Annotated in this window: 13 protein-coding genes; 8 read left to right on the top strand and 5 right to left on the bottom strand. The window is 64.5% G+C overall.

What is annotated here, in order from left to right:
- Positions 1 to 38 precede the first annotated feature (38 nt).
- Positions 39 to 1,691 (top strand): ATP-dependent DNA helicase RecQ, encoded by a 1,653-nt coding sequence (locus FAY22_RS07225; RefSeq protein ID WP_146329586.1) that lies wholly within the window; start codon positions 39 to 41, stop codon positions 1,689 to 1,691.
- Positions 1,692 to 1,702: 11 nt separating this feature from the next.
- On the opposite strand, the gene FAY22_RS07220 is transcribed toward FAY22_RS07225, so the two are convergent.
- From FAY22_RS07220 to FAY22_RS07210, 3 genes are all read right to left on the bottom strand, one after another.
- Positions 1,703 to 3,415 (bottom strand): diguanylate cyclase, encoded by a 1,713-nt coding sequence (locus FAY22_RS07220; protein ID WP_146329585.1) that lies wholly within the window; start codon positions 3,413 to 3,415, stop codon positions 1,703 to 1,705.
- A 225-nt stretch (positions 3,416 to 3,640) separates the two neighbouring features.
- A complete protein-coding gene (locus tag FAY22_RS07215) occupies positions 3,641 to 4,174 on the bottom strand; it encodes a hypothetical protein (protein ID WP_146329584.1) in 534 nt (177 codons plus the stop codon).
- A 49-nt stretch (positions 4,175 to 4,223) separates the two neighbouring features.
- Complete coding sequence (locus tag FAY22_RS07210; RefSeq protein ID WP_146329583.1) at positions 4,224 to 5,120, bottom strand: endonuclease; 897 nt, start codon at positions 5,118 to 5,120, stop codon at positions 4,224 to 4,226.
- A gap of 127 nt (positions 5,121 to 5,247) precedes the next feature.
- Here FAY22_RS07210 and imuA point away from each other — a divergent pair, with 127 nt between their 5' ends.
- From imuA to hpf, 3 genes are all read left to right on the top strand, one after another.
- The gene (gene imuA / locus FAY22_RS07205; protein WP_146329582.1) at positions 5,248 to 5,976 is read left to right on the top strand and encodes a translesion DNA synthesis-associated protein ImuA; all 729 of its coding nucleotides are present in this window, start codon (positions 5,248 to 5,250) and stop codon (positions 5,974 to 5,976) included.
- Positions 5,909 to 7,369 (top strand): DNA polymerase Y family protein, encoded by a 1,461-nt coding sequence (locus FAY22_RS07200; protein ID WP_146329581.1) that lies wholly within the window; start codon positions 5,909 to 5,911, stop codon positions 7,367 to 7,369. The genes imuA and FAY22_RS07200 overlap by 68 nt, the downstream gene beginning before the upstream one ends.
- A 151-nt stretch (positions 7,370 to 7,520) precedes the next feature.
- Positions 7,521 to 7,853, top strand: a complete 333-nt coding sequence (gene hpf / locus FAY22_RS07195) for a ribosome hibernation-promoting factor, HPF/YfiA family (RefSeq protein ID WP_146329580.1) — start codon at positions 7,521 to 7,523, stop codon at positions 7,851 to 7,853.
- 86 nt (positions 7,854 to 7,939) lie between these two features.
- Here the strand turns inward: hpf and FAY22_RS07190 are convergent, their stop codons facing one another.
- Complete coding sequence (locus FAY22_RS07190; RefSeq protein ID WP_146329579.1) at positions 7,940 to 8,167, bottom strand: hypothetical protein; 228 nt, start codon at positions 8,165 to 8,167, stop codon at positions 7,940 to 7,942.
- A 299-nt stretch (positions 8,168 to 8,466) separates the two neighbouring features.
- Here FAY22_RS07190 and FAY22_RS07185 point away from each other — a divergent pair, with 299 nt between their 5' ends.
- The 4 genes from FAY22_RS07185 (at position 8,467) to FAY22_RS07170 (ending at position 13,326) form a co-directional block, all read left to right on the top strand.
- Positions 8,467 to 10,107 (top strand): VRR-NUC domain-containing protein, encoded by a 1,641-nt coding sequence (locus FAY22_RS07185; protein WP_146329578.1) that lies wholly within the window; start codon positions 8,467 to 8,469, stop codon positions 10,105 to 10,107.
- Entirely contained in the window at positions 10,086 to 12,371 is a 2,286-nt protein-coding gene (locus tag FAY22_RS07180) for an ATP-dependent DNA helicase (protein WP_146329577.1), read from the top strand. Before FAY22_RS07185 ends, FAY22_RS07180 begins: the two co-directional genes overlap by 22 nt.
- A gap of 70 nt (positions 12,372 to 12,441) precedes the next feature.
- On the top strand, positions 12,442 to 13,032 hold the full coding sequence (locus FAY22_RS07175) for an NAD(P)H-dependent oxidoreductase (protein WP_371417379.1): 591 nt from the start codon (positions 12,442 to 12,444) through the stop codon (positions 13,030 to 13,032).
- A 15-nt stretch (positions 13,033 to 13,047) separates the two neighbouring features.
- Positions 13,048 to 13,326 carry a DUF4389 domain-containing protein gene (locus tag FAY22_RS07170; protein ID WP_146329575.1) on the top strand — a complete coding sequence of 93 codons (279 nt, stop codon included), beginning with the start codon at positions 13,048 to 13,050 and terminating at the stop codon, positions 13,324 to 13,326.
- 13 nt (positions 13,327 to 13,339) lie between these two features.
- On the opposite strand, the gene FAY22_RS07165 is transcribed toward FAY22_RS07170, so the two are convergent.
- Positions 13,340 to 14,545, bottom strand: a complete 1,206-nt coding sequence (locus FAY22_RS07165; protein ID WP_246860690.1) for a polysaccharide pyruvyl transferase family protein — start codon at positions 14,543 to 14,545, stop codon at positions 13,340 to 13,342.
- Between the last annotated feature and the right edge of the window lie 15 nt (positions 14,546 to 14,560).

Below are 14,560 nucleotides of genomic sequence, written 5' to 3'. Positions count from 1 at the left end.
GCATTCCACCGGCCCTCAAGCCGGGACGAGATCCGCACATGCCCGGGGACGACACCTGGCAGGCAACGCTGCAGGAAGCATTCGGCATCGACAAGCTGCGGCCGGGGCAGCAGGATGTCATCGAAAGCGTGCTGGCAGGCCGCGACACACTCGCCGTTATGCCCAGCGGCGCTGGAAAATCATTGTGCTACCAGCTTCCCGCGCTGAAGATTCCCGGTACGACGGTGGTGGTTTCGCCCCTCATCGCGCTGATGAAGGACCAGGCATCCAAGCTGGAAGACAAGGGCGTCGCCACCACGGAGGTCAATAGCACGCTCACCCGCCGCGAGGAGGAAACCGCCCTGCAAAGCATCGAAAGCGCAGCCAACGAATTCGTGTTCGCCACGCCGGAACGCCTGTCCGATCCCGATTTCCTGTCCACGATCCGGCAGGGCAAGGTCAGCCTGTTCGTGATCGACGAAGCGCATTGCATTTCGCAATGGGGGCACGATTTCCGGCCAAGCTATCTGCAGCTCGGCGCGGCCATCGACGCGCTCGGGCATCCGACCGTGCTGGCGCTGACGGCCACCGCCACCGACGAGGTCGTTGCCGATATCCGCAAGCAGCTCGGCTTGCCGGAAATGCAGGTCATCAATACCGGCATCTATCGGCCAAATCTGCACTATCGTGTAATTGCTGCAACCGACGAAGCGGAAAAAGCGACCCATGCCCTGCGCCTTGTCCGCGAATCGCATGGCGCCGGCATCGTCTATGCCGCCACCGTCAAGGCGGTCGAAGAGCTGGCCGAGATATTGCTGCAGGCCGGAGAAAACGTGACCTACTACCACGGACAGCTGCCGGCCAGGACGCGTACCCGCAACCAGGATCTGTTCATGAACGGCCAGGCGCGCATCATGGTCGCCACCAACGCGTTCGGCATGGGCATCGACAAGCGCGACATCCGCTTCGTGATCCACTACCAGTTGCCCGCCAACCTGGAAGCGTACTACCAGGAATCGGGCCGCGCCGGGCGCGACGGCGAGCCGTCCGAATGCACGTTGCTGCACTATCTGAAGGACAAGCAGGTACAGCAGTTTTTCCTGGCGCGGCGCTACCCCGGCGTGGACGACCTGACGGCCATCTATGCGGCGCTGCAGGAACTGGCGGCGGAATATCCGGCCGTGCCGTTCGCGCGCCTGCATGAAGCGCTGGAACAGATTTCGGACAGCAAGCTGCATGTGGCATTGAAGCTGCTCAAGGATGGCGGGCTGGTGGCGCAGGACGACAACCTTTCCTACCGTTTGCAGAAGCGCCAGGCCAAGCCGCGCGAACTGGCGCAACTGGTCGACACCTATCGCGACAAGAGCGCACGCGACCACGAAGCGCTGGAACGCATGGTGTTCTATGCTCAGACCGGCTTTTGCCGATGGAAAGTGATGCTCGACTATTTCGGCGAGCAAGTCGACTGGGAACGCTGCGGCCGCTGCGACAACTGCCTGCGTCCGCCGGAACAGTCGCTCGCGCCGGAACACGTGCGGCACCATATCCCGCCGTCCGGCGACACGCCTCCGGCCCTCGCCAGCGGAAGCGCCGTCAGGGTACCCAGGTTCGGCGAAGGAAGGGTCGTTTCGTCGCAGGGCGACAAGGTGACCATCGTCTTCCCCGACAGCGAAACCCGCACCTTCCTGCGCAATTACGTGAAGCCTGCGTGACGGCGCTGCCGCTAGCGCCCTACCTTGCGGCTTTTCTTGGCGTCGAACATGCGCTGGTCGGCGATCTTCATGAGCGCGTCGACATCCTCGCCATCCTGCGGGAAAAGCGCCCAGCCGATCGATACGCCGACCTGCGCCGTGCCATGCTCAAGCTGCACCGGCTCTTCCACGATCTCGCGGATCTTGTTCTCGGTCGCGATCACGGCATCGGCGTCGGTCACACCCTTGAGCAGCACCACGAACTCGTCGCCGCCGTAGCGCGCCACCACGTCGGAGACACGCACCGCCTCCTTCAGGCGCGCAGCGACCGCGACCAGCACCTGGTCGCCGGCGCTGTGGCCGCACTGGTCGTTGATGGTCTTGAAATTATCGAGGTCGATGAACAGCAGCGCGAAGCTGGGCCGTTCGCCTCCCTTCTGCGCGAGCTGGCGCCGCAAAAAACCGATCTGCGCGATCAGCGATGCGCGGTTGAACACCGCGGTCAGCTTGTCGATGCGCAGGTTGTGTTCCATCTCGCTGAAGCTCATCGCCAGCTGGCCGATTTCGTCGCGGCGGCGGATGTTCAGCGCCGGCAGCGGCTCGCCGTCGCCGATCTTCCTGGCCGCGACGGTGAGCTGGCGGATATCATTAAGCACCCGGTTCAGCAGCGACAGCCCGAGCACCAGCGCGGCGATGACGCAGAAGGCGGCGATGAAAATGCTCTGGATGACGCTGCGCGTGACGCCGCCCATGAAGTCCGAGCGCGGCACGACCACCACGCTGATCCAGTCCACGCCGTACTTTTGCCCGAGCCGGCTGGCGGCGATCTCGAGCGAGCCGGCGATGGCCGTGAAGTTGTTTTCGCCTGCCGCTTCGCCGCCGGCTTCCCGGTTTTTCCATTCCAGCACCTTGGCATAGGCCTCGCGGATTAGCGGCGTCTGCATTTCCTCGATGCGGCGGGGTACGGGCGCGCCCTGTGCCATCTTGAAAGGCAGCTCGCTGCCCGAAGTGGCGATCATGACACCGTCGCTGTCCATCACGAACGCCACGCCGTGCTCGCTGATCGCCAGCGTGCGCAGGAAATCCGTCAGCATGCGCAGCGTGACGTCGGTCGCCAGCACGCCGGCCACGCTGTGGTCGGCGCGACGCACCGCCTTGGCCAGCGTGATGGTCGGTTCCTGCGATGAGAAATCGTTGTACACCGGCGACCAAACCGGCTTGCTTTGCCTGACAGCCGCCACATACCAGGGGCGCTTGCGCGGATCGTAGTCGTCGGTGCGCAGCACGCGGCCACGGTCGCCGGGAGCCTTCACCGCATAGACCGTGCGCTTGCCGGCGCCAGGTTCGCGCCAATAGAGTTCCACCAGATCCTTGTTGACCCGGTCGACGCCGACGAAGCGCCCGTCCGTACCGCCGAAATAGACGTAGTTGTTGATGTCGACGAACAGGCCGCTGGCTGTCCAGAAGCGCTGTTCGAGCACGGCCAGATCGTCGGGAAACGGCTGCTCCCGGGGAAGCGTGCGCGGGTCGGGCGCCGCCGCGTTGAGCGCAGTGAGCGCGCCGGCCAGATGCTGTTCGGTGGCGCTGCCGATCCGCGCCGCCATGTCCGCCAGCACGCGCTGCGACAGCGTCTGCACCGCTTCCTCGCCGGCGCGATACGACACCCAGCCGATCGTCACCGAGACGAATAGCACGAGCAGCACGTACGGCCAGACCAGTTGGCGGCGTAATGAAGATTTGTTCATGGTCCTCCCAAGGTGCTTGCTGCCGGCTGAGAACCATGCACGGTCCGGGCGGCCCTCGCAACCTTGATCCTTGAATTTTTGCAACCGATTATACCGGCTATGCGCATATAAAAGTTGCCATACGTCAACATTCGTTACCCACGCTGTCCGATTGCAAACAAGGCAAACTCAGATCTTGAAAAAAACATATTAGCGACTGATATTTATCAATGTTTGCATCGGCACTTACGCTTTCGTGGTTTCTCCAATAAGCCGAGTACTCAATCTACAACTATATTTCTTGAGAGGAACCAACATGAAATACTCAGTATTGCTCGCGGCATTGGTAGCCGCTCTTGCGGTCACTGCATGCGGGAAGAAAGAGTCGACGGAAGCCCCTAGCGGCGCCACCAGCAGCGCCCCCAGCTCCGGCACGGCCGGCAGCACCTCAGGCTCGGCCGGCAGCACCTCAGGCTCGGCGAGCGGTACGGCCGGCACCACCACCGCACCCGAAAGCGGCGCGGCGGGTGGCAGCGCAGGTGGTGCACCGAGCGCCAGCACACCTCCCGGAGGTACCAGCGGCACGACCGGCGGAGCGACGGGGAGCGCCGGCGGCTCGGCAGCTACGCCTCCTGGCAGCACCACCACCACCACATCGCCGGATGGAAGCAGCAGTACCACTACCACCACTCCACCGGGCGGCTCATCCTCGTCTTCCTCCACGACGCCGGCAACTCCCAAATAACCGGAGAAAAGCAGCGACCTGACCGGTGTGCTCATTGGCGCAAAGCCAATGAACACCGTGTCGGACGCGGCGTGATGGTGAACGCTATTTCTTGATTGAGAACACTACCGGCTCGATGCGCAATTCCCGGCGCATCATTGGCTTGACGAGAATCTTGTAGGTGTCGATATCGAATGTGCGCCCGGTCGGACGCTTGAGTTGTGTCGCGCTTTCGGCATGGTCGATCGACCCGAGATAAAACCAGCGGTCGATCACATGGGTCTGCACCCATCCATCGCACTCTTCCACGATACCCATCGGCCCGGCATAGGGCCAGGCAACGACCCGCATCGCTTCCAGCGCTGCCTGCAAGCGGCGGTGATGGCCGTGCGCCGGCTCGTCCCCGGTGCATGCGCCAAGACAGCGTCCGATCTGCCGTGCAAAGCAGGCCCGGCCGCGCGTGGGCGATTCCAGACCGGCCATGGCTGGACACAGCCGTTCCGCATCGACAATGGCGCGCAGCTTTTCCAGCGCGGCCTTGCGCGTGGCGAACAATCCATACAGGTGATCCGTGCAAGCGAAGTCGTGCTCGCGCGCATACACGATTTCCGGCATCGACATAGCCTCCGGCAGCAGGCGCAATGAACACATTTCGCGGGTGCGGCGCAGCTTCTTGTTGTGCAGCGGCTGCAATTCCTTGATCAGGCGGGACTCCAGCAGCAGCGCCCCGATCTCGCCGGCGGTGCGGCGAAATTCCACATGGCGGCTTTGCTTCAACATGCGCGCCTCTTCCGGCGTGCGCAGGTGCGACAGCACGCGGGTACGGATGCTGACGCTCTTGCCGACATAAAGCGGCCGGTCCTGTTCGTCGCGAAAGATGTAAATGCCCGGCTTCGGCGGCAGCGCATCGAGGCTGGCGCGATCGATGTGATGCGGGTATTCGAAACTGTCGGCGGGGTTAGTCTTGACCAGCAGTCCGACCGAAGTGATGCGGGTTTGCATGAAAAGCAGCTTGGGAAAATCGGGCCGCGCCATCGCCTGGGGATGACTATCCGGCCGCCGAATTATACTGTATATTTATACAGCAAAATAAATAACCGATCGCTCAAAAGAATAACTAGGAGGTGCGATGCCCGCATTAGTTTCCCCCGCCCTGCCGGATGCAGTCTGGCGCGCCAGCCAGCTGGGTTCGCACCGCTCCGCGGTCGCGCCCACCGGTTATGCGGCGCTGGACCGGGAACTGCCCGGCGGCGGCTGGCCGAGTGCGGCCTTGATCGAATTGCTGCTGCGGCAGGCGGGCATCGGTGAAATGCAACTGCTGCGTCCTGCCTTGGCTGGCATCGCGCCAAAGCGCCGCATCGCCCTGGTGCAGCCGCCCCATGCGCCGCAGGCCGCTGCCTGGAGCGCATGGGGCTTGCCCGCCGAGCGCCTGCTCTGGGTCAGGGCCGCGCGCAGCGCCGATGCCATGTGGAGCGCGGAACAGATCCTGCGCAACGGCAGTTGCGGCGCCTTGCTGTTCTGGCCAACCCATGCCCGCCCGGAAGCGCTGCGGCGCCTGCACTTGGCCGCGCAAGCCGCTGACATCCTGTTCTGGGCCATGCGTCCGCTCGCCGGCGCACAGGATGCATCGCCCGCGCCGCTGCGGCTGGCGCTGCACCCCGCCAACGGCGGTGTCAAGATCGCCATCGTCAAGCGGCGCGGCCCGCTGCAAGGCGCGCCGCTCCATCTCGCGCTGGACGGCCTGCCGTCCGCTCCGGCCTCACTTGCCCCTTCCATTACCCCTGTCTCCCATGCGCGCCTGGATCGCCGTGTACCTGCCGCAGCTGCCGCTCGAAACCTTCCTGCCGCGCTGGTGTGAGCCGGGCAGGCACGTCGTCATCGAGCGCGGGCGGGCGCTGGCGATGAGCGTCCACGCCGCCGCGGCCTGCGTGCGCAGCGGCATGCGGCGTGCCGGCGTGCAGGCCATCTGCCCCGATGCGCAGCTGCACGAGCGCGACGCCCTGCGGGAGCAGGACGCGCTGCGCGACATCGCCCTCGCGCTGCTGCGGTACACGCCGGAAGTCGCGCTCGCCGAAGAATCGAGCCTGCTGCTGGATGTGACCGCCAGCCTGCGCGCATTCGGCGGGCGGCTGGCGCTGTGCCGCCTGGTGCGCGGCACCGTCGCCGCACTCGGCTTCACGCCGCGGCTCGGCATGGCGCCGACCGCCCTGGGCGCCTGGCTGCTCGCGCGCGGCCGCATGCCGCTGGCGCGGCGCGTGATCCGCATCGACAGCATGGCGCGCCGGCTCAATGCCCAGCCCTGCACGCTGCTGCCCGCGCTGCGCCCCTACCATGAATGGCTGGCCGGGATCGGCTGCCACACCCTGGGAGATGCGCGCCGGCTGCCGCGCGCCGGACTGCAGCGACGCACCGGCAAGGAGACGCTGGAAGCGCTCGACCGCGCCTACGGGCTGGCGCCGGAGCTGTTCCGGTGGGTGCAGGCGCCCAAGGTATTTTCCGCGGGGCTGGAGCTGCCCGGCCGCATCGAGCACGCCGAAGCGGTCCTGTTCGCCGCGCGCCGCCTGCTGCTGCAGATGGCCGGCTGGCTGGTAGCGCAGCAGCTGGCGGTATCGCGCTTCGTGCTGCTGCTGCAGCACGAGCGCGGGCGCAGTGCGATCGCGCCCACGCCAGTCGAGATCGCGCTGGCCGCGCCGGCCTGGCATGAGGAGCACCTGACCAGGCTGCTGAAGGAGCGCCTCGGCCGCGTCGAACTCGCCGCCCCGGTGATCGCGCTGCGCCTGGAAGCGGGGCAGACGCAGCCGATGCTGCCGCCGGCCGGGTCGCTGTTCCCCGAGCCCGGTGGCACGCCCGCCGATGATCACCGCCTGCTGGAGTTGCTGACCGCGCGCCTTGGCAACCAGAGCGTGCTGGCGCCCGCGCCGCGCGCGGATCACCGGCCGGAGCTATGCAACGCCTGGATTCCCGCCGCCGCGACTGTCCGTCCCTCCGCTGCGGTGCTGCCGCATGCCGAGCGGCCATTCTGGATACTGGACCAGCCGCTTGCGCTGAGCGTGCGCGAGCACCGGCCGTTTTACGGCTCTCCGTTAAAAATGATCAAGGGTCCGGAAAGAATCGAATCCGGCTGGTGGGATGGCGCGCTGGCGGTGCGCGACTACTTCATTGCGCAGGATGAAGCGTCGGCTTGCTACTGGATTTACCGCGAGCGCAACGGGGAAGAAATCCGCTGGTTCTTACATGGCTTGTTTGCATGAGTTTTTGATTTAAATCATTTATCGACTGTCTGCCAGCGTCATATCATCCGCGAACCCTGTGTCAAACCTGTAAGCTTCACACACGTTGCACAGCCGACAGTGCCAGCCCGGGGGGCGGCTACTGTTTCTTATCTTAATTGGAGTTAACTGCATGAACCTGACAATCACCGGACAGCATCTCGAAGTAACCCCAGCACTTCGGGACTACGTAACAAGCAAGCTGGAACGGGTGGTGCGCCATTTCGACCAGATCATCGATATCGCGGTCACCCTCGGCGTCGAACAGCTGACCGAAAAGGAAAAGCGTCAACGTGCCGAAGTCAACGTCCGCATGAAGGGAAATGCGATTCACCTGGACAGCTTTGCCGACGATTTGTATGCAGCGATCGACAGCCTGGTCGACAAGCTCGACCGTCAGGTGCTCAAGCACAAGGAAAAAATCCAGAGCCATCAGCACGAAGGCATCAAGCACGCCGGCGAATAACTAGCCGCAGGACGCGGCGGCGCGTGCGCCCTGCGTTCTTCCCCTGGCGCCGCCTTCCGCACGATGGCGCCGGGGATACCGACGATTCAAGTGGCGATCTCCCGGAAAACCACGTCTTCCACATTTCCCCGCCAATCCTTGCGCGCCGCCAGCACCGTCTGCGCCGGCTGCAACGCATAAATCCGCTCGAACATGGCGCGCCACCTGCGATGAATGCGCATGAAAGCCAGCATGGCCAGCGTCGCGGCAAGCCAGATTGCCAACATGCCCAGATTGCCTTGAGCCAAGACCACGGCCATGACCAGCGATAGCATGAAACCGGCGGCACCGATCAGTGCCGTGATGGAAGACAAATTCTTGCGCGAGAAAACGTGATGAAGCGTAGTGCGGGAAAACGGTGACGTCTGCATGAAGTGTTTGGCCTACGTATTTTGACTTACGGCAATTTCTTTGACCCGCCGATTATGCCATTTCCTGTCAGAATGATTCATTGAAGAATTCAATCGATCCGCAGTGAAACTTTCAGCCTTGTCCGGTAGTCTCGCAGTGCTGACAAGTTGCGAACGAAGCAGCGCTTCGCGATAATGCCTTGCCCGATTTACCACATCCCCCGATGATCCGGACGCTCGAAAACCGCTTCTACTACCTCGACAATTTCCATCGGGTGCTGGAGTGGATTACGGAGCGCTACAGCGCCCTGTTGACTCCTGGGGAACAGGCATTCATCGAGCGCTTTACCGCGCTGCCTCAGCCGTCGCGCGCGCTGCTGGTGCGCATGGTGATGCGCAAGGGAGAGCTGTTCCGTGCCAGCAAATTGCGCTACGAGGAAATCGGCTGCGTGAGGGAGGCGGCGCAGGCTCTGGTACAGCTGGGCTGGATCGACGACCGGCCGGACCTGACGCTGGAACAGGTGTTCGCCCTGCTGACCAAGGCGGAAGTCGCGCAAGCCTTCCGCCTGCCCCAGGCTCATGCGCGCAAGGCTGAACTGCTGGAAGCGCTGCGCATGGAATTTCCCGAAGCCCGCCCTTTCGAGGCATGGCACCCCGGCGCCGGCGAGTGCGTGTACCAGGTACAGGTCAATGCGCTGTGCGAACGCCTGAAGCTCATCTTCTTCGGCAACTGCCGCCAGGACTGGTCGGAATTCGTACTGTCCGACCTTGGCATCTACAAGTACGAAAAGGTCGCGTTTTCCGCGTCCTCGCTGGCTTTTCGCACGCGTGCCGATGTCGATGCCTGCTTGCACCTGCATCAGTGCGGCGAACACTTCGAACAGGGCGAGCAGCCGGAAGACATCCTGCGCGAACTCCCCGCCGCGCTGGACAACGACTGGCTGGAGCGCCGGCGCCAGAAGCTGCTGTTCCGGATCGCGCAGCACTACGAGCGCAACGCGGCGCTGCCCGAAGCGCTGGCGATCTATTCCACCTGCCGCTTTCCCGAAGCGCGCCTGCGCGCCATCCGCGTTCTGGAGCGGTGCGAACGGTTCGAAGACGCTTTCGCGCTGGCCGATGCCGCCAGCCATGCGCCCGAGAGCGAAGCCGAGAGCCAGCAGCTGGCACGCATCCTGCCTCGGCTGCGGCGCCGGCTCGGCCTGCCGAAAAGTGCACCGCGCGCCGCGTCGCCGGTTGCGCGCATCGAGCTCGTCCTGCCCCGCCCCGATACCGATTTTTCCGTGGAAGCGCTGGCCGGAGCGCATCTGGCGCAGCCGGACGCGCCGGTACGCTACGTCGAAAACACGCTGATCAATTCGCTGTTCGGACTGCTGTGCTGGCAAGCGATCTTCGCCGCCGTTCCCGGCGCCTTTTTCCATCCTTTCCATACCGGTCCGGCCGACCTGCACAGCGAGGACTTCCGCCTCCGGCGCGAGCGGGAATTTGCGCACTGCCTGGCGCAGCTCGACTCCGGCCAGTACGTCGAGACGATCAACCGTCACTTCGAACACAAGGCGGGAATACAGTCGCCCTTCGTGTTCTGGGACATCCTGGACGGGGAGCTGAAGGACATGGCGCTGGCCTGCATTCCAGCCGCCCACCTGAAGAAATGGTTCGAGCGCATCCTGCAGGACATCCCGTCCAACCGCGCCGGCCTGCCGGACCTGATCCAGTTCTGGCCCGCCGAAAGGCGCTACCGCATGATCGAGGTGAAAGGCCCTGGAGATCGCCTGCAGGACAACCAGATTCGCTGGCTGGATTATTGCAACGAGCATGCCATGCCGGTCGCGGTCTGCCATGTGCAATGGCTGGAGGAAGGCGCGTGAAATATACGGTCGCGGTGCGCGCGCTGACCGAGTTCACCGCCAGGAAAGGCGACCTCGACCTGCGCTTTACGCCCTCGCCGTCGGCGCAGGAAGGCATCGCCGGGCATGGCGCCGTCACCGCGCGCCGCGCCGCCGGCTATCATGCCGAAGTCAGCCTGTCCGGCCAATACAAGCACCTGCTGGTGCGCGGCCGCGCCGACGGCTACGATCCGGCCTTGAACCAGCTGGAGGAAATCAAGACTTACAAGGGCAAGTTCGACGCCATCCCCGACAATCACCGCCACCTGCACTGGGCGCAGGCGAAGATGTACGGCTGGCTGCTGTGCCAGAAAATGGGGCTGTCCGAACTGCGCCTGGCGCTGGTCTACTTCGAGATCGGCAGCCAGACAGAAACCGTGCTCGTAGAGGAGCATGCGGCAGCCGAACTCCAGCGATATTTCGAGGAGCAATGCGAACGCTTCCTGGCCTGGGCCGACCGGGAGCTGGCGCATCGCGCCGCGCGCGACCAGGCGCTGGCCGCGCTGCGGTTTCCGCATGCGGCCTTCCGCCCCGGGCAGCGCCAGCTGGCCGAAGCCGCCTATCGCGCGGCCAGCAGCGGCCGTTGCCTGATGGCGCAAGCGCCGACCGGCATCGGCAAGACCGTCGGCACGATGTTCCCGCTGCTGAAGGCCTGCCCGACGCAGGAACTCGACAAGATCTTCTTCCTGACGGCGAAAACCTCAGGCCGCGCATTGGCGCTCGATGCGCTGGGCCAGATAAGACGCAGCGCGCCGGCGCTGCCGCTGCGCACGCTCGAACTGATCGCACGCGACAAGGCCTGCGAGCATCCGGACAAGGCTTGCCACGGCGAATCCTGCCCGCTCGCGCGAGGTTTCTACGACCGGCTGCCGCAGGCGAGACAGGCGGCGCTCGCGGCCGGCGCGCTGGACCGGGCCGCCACGCGCGCCGTCGCGCTCGAACACGGCGTCTGCCCCTACTATCTCGGCCAGGAGCTGGCACGCTGGTGCGACGTCGTCGTGGGCGACTACAACTATTATTTCGACAGCAGCGCGCTGCTGCACGGCCTGACGCTCGACAACCAGTGGCACGCCGCCGTGCTGGTGGACGAGGCGCACAACCTGATCGAGCGTGCCCGCAAGATGTACAGCGCGGAACTGGACCAAGCGGCCTTCCACTTCATGCGCCAGTCCGCACCCGCCGCGCTCAAAAAAAGCCTGGACCGGCTCAACCGCGCCTGGAATGCGCTGCACAAGGAACAGGGCGAACCTTACCGCGCCTACCCGGAAATTCCGTCGAAGTTTGCTGGCGCGTTGCAGCAGGCAATCAGCGCGGTCACTGATTTCCTGGCCGAAAATCCGACCTATGTTAACAGCGGCCTGCAGCGTTTTTATTTCGATGCGCTGCATTTCTCGCGCCTGAGCGAGTCGTTCGATACGCACTCGCTGTTCGATGTCGCCAAGGAGCAGCATGGCGCCCATGTCCGCTCGACGCTCTGCATCAGGAACATCCTCCCGGCGCCTTTCCTCGCGCCGCGCTTTGCGACGGCGCGCACGACCACCCTGTTTTCCGCCACGCTCAGTCCCTGGCACTTCTATCGCGACATGCTGGGCATGCCGCAGGATACGGCCTGCATCGACGTGGAGTCGCCGTTCACGGCGGAGCAGCTGACGGTGCGGATTGCCGGCCGCATCTCCACCCGCTACCGGCAACGCGCGCAGTCGCTCGCGCCGATCGCCGAACTGATGGCGCGGCAATACCGCGAGCGGCCCGGCAATTACCTCGCTTTTTTAAGCAGCTTCGACTATCTGCGCGACGTGGCCGAACTGTTTCGCGCGCGCCATCCCGATATTCCGACCTGGGAGCAATCGCGCCGCATGGATGAGCAAGAGCGCGAGCAATTCCTTGCGCGCTTCACACCGGAAGGATGCGGCATCGGCTTCGCCGTGCTGGGCGGCGCTTTCGCCGAGGGTATCGACTTGCCCGGCGAACGGCTGGTGGGCGCCTTCGTCGCGACGCTCGGGCTGCCGCAGTTCAACCCGGTCAACGAACAGATCAGGGAACGCATGGAGGCCGCGTTCGGCGCCGGCCACGACTATGCCTACTTGTACCCGGGCCTGCAAAAGGTGGTGCAGGCGGCCGGCCGCGTGATCCGCACGCAATCCGACCGCGGCGTCGTGTACCTGATCGATGACCGCTTTGCGCGGCTTAACGTGCGGGCATTGCTGCCCCGCTGGTGGAAGGTTGAACCTGCCCCCGAATCCTGAACGGATTGTGATGGATCAAGGAAATCGAGGCGGCACCATGTCAGCCTGAACCATCGTCAGGGAGGCAATCATGGGCAAACGCATTCTCTTGATTCAAGGTCATCCGGACAATAGCCAGAGGCACCTGTGCCATGCGCTGGAAGACAGTTATGCGGCCGGCGCCGCTGCCGCCGGTCACGAGCTGCGGCGCATCGATGTGGCCTCGCTCGATTTTCCGCTGCTGCGCAGCCAGCATGAATGGGAAGACGGTACGCTGCCGCCGGGCTTGGCTGATGCGCAGGCGTCCATTCAATGGGCCGAGCACCTGGTGCTGTTTTTCCCGCTCTGGCTGGGCGACATGCCCGCGCTGCTCAAGGGTTTCCTGGAACAGGTGGCGCGCCCCGGCTTCGCGTTCGCGCGCGAAGGCAGGAATAATCCGCTCAACAACAAGGCGCTGAAGGGCCGCTCCGCGCGCGTGGTCGTCACCATGGGCATGCCTGCCGCCATCTATCGCTGGTATTTCCGCGCGCATAGCATCAAGTCGCTCGAGCGTAATATCCTCGGCTTCGTGGGCATTGCGCCGATCAACGAAACCCTGATCGGCATGGCCGGCGAGATGAAACCGGAGACGGTGAAAAAGCATCTCATCAAGCTGGAAAAGCTCGGGCGCGACGGCGATTAGTTGAAAGGAGTCATCATGAATCATCCTCCCGTTATCACGACCGGCGAACGCAGCCTGCTGGTGCGCGCCCTGTTCATGGTGCTGATGGCTTTTGCATACCAGTTGTCCGGCACGGTGCTGTTTTGCGTGGCGGTCATCCAGCTGGTGCTGGCATTGGTGAACGGCGCGCCCAACGCGCGCCTGCAATCCTTCGGCCGCAGCCTGGGACTCTATATGCGGCAAGTGGTGAACTTCCTGACCTTTGCCTCCGAAGACGTGCCCTTCCCCTTCAGCGAATGGCCGGCTGGCGGCTGAAGCCGCATTGCACTCACTGCAGTCCGTCGCATAACGCCGCGAAGTCCATGCGGTAGCGCGCCGCCAGGTTTCTCGCGGTAGCCCGCAATTGTTCCGGATTCGCCGCCAGCGCCTGCTCGATGGCACGCGCGATCTCGTGCACCTCCACCGCGCCCGGCAGCGCCGCGTCCCAGGCGGCGGCGAACGCCTCCGGCTTGGAAAGCTGTCCGGCCTGGGCCGGATAGCGCAGGTTGAGGCGCGGGACCGCGTGCGCCAGCGCGACGATCCTGCCGTGCAGGCTGCTTCCAACGTAAGCCCGGCTGCCGGCGATCAGCGCACAGATATCCCAGAGATGAAGTGAGTCGAATATGCGCCATTGTGCGCTCAGGTGGGCCGCGATGCGCCGGTATGCGTCGAGGTCATCGTGCCACGGCGCCGCGCCGGCGCGGAAGAACACGATGCCTTGGCCGCGCGCAAGGGCAATGCGGTCGAGCTGGGCGGCGATAGCGGCCAGCGTCCTGTCGTCGCCGAAGTCGCTGCTGAACTGCACGGCAAGGTACCCTTGCGGGAAAGCTGCCGATACCTGCGCAACCGCCCCTTGCCGCAAGCGTGTGCCTATCGCGTCGCCGAACAGCTCGGCCACCATCACCGCGGGATCGGGCATCAGGCACGCCGCAATCCCCGCCGCGTCCAGCATTGCCAGCGTCCTGCCGTCGCGTACGCCGATGCGGTCGGCCAAGCCGAGCTTGGCCAGCACCTCGCCGCGCAAGTCTGGATCGCGCGCATCGAGGTCCATGCCGCCGACGGCATTGAAGATCACCTTGCCTGCGCTTGGAAACAGGTCGCGCGTTACGACATAAGGCGCCAAGTCGGGAAGACCCAGCAGGCGGCGCGCCCATTGCCGCCCATCCTGCGGATGCGTCTCGAAGCGCATGACGGTTTCGTGCGCCCGGCCCGGCGGCAACAGCATCACCGCGGCCTGCCAGGCATCGCAAGTCAGGAGTTCGCCGCCGGCGTGGAGGATGTGAAGCGGCCGGTTTTTCCATTGCGCGGCTAGCTGCGCCAGCGCCTGCACCCGATGTCCGCCGAAACGGCGCAAGTCGCGCCGCGCCAATCCGGCGAAGACGAGTTTTTTCCGACCGAGCAAGGCTGCGGCGACATGCGGAAACAGGAGATCGCCGAAATTGTGGCGGTCAAAGGCGCCGAACAGGATGACGGGGGTGTCTGCGTCGCGGTTCACGCATTCATCATAGTC

The sequence above is a fragment of the Noviherbaspirillum sp. UKPF54 genome (assembly GCF_007874125.1).
Taxonomy (GTDB): domain Bacteria; phylum Pseudomonadota; class Gammaproteobacteria; order Burkholderiales; family Burkholderiaceae_D; genus Noviherbaspirillum.
Note: the sequence above shows the minus strand (reverse complement) of the source record. Positions and strands in the feature narration are given on the sequence as shown.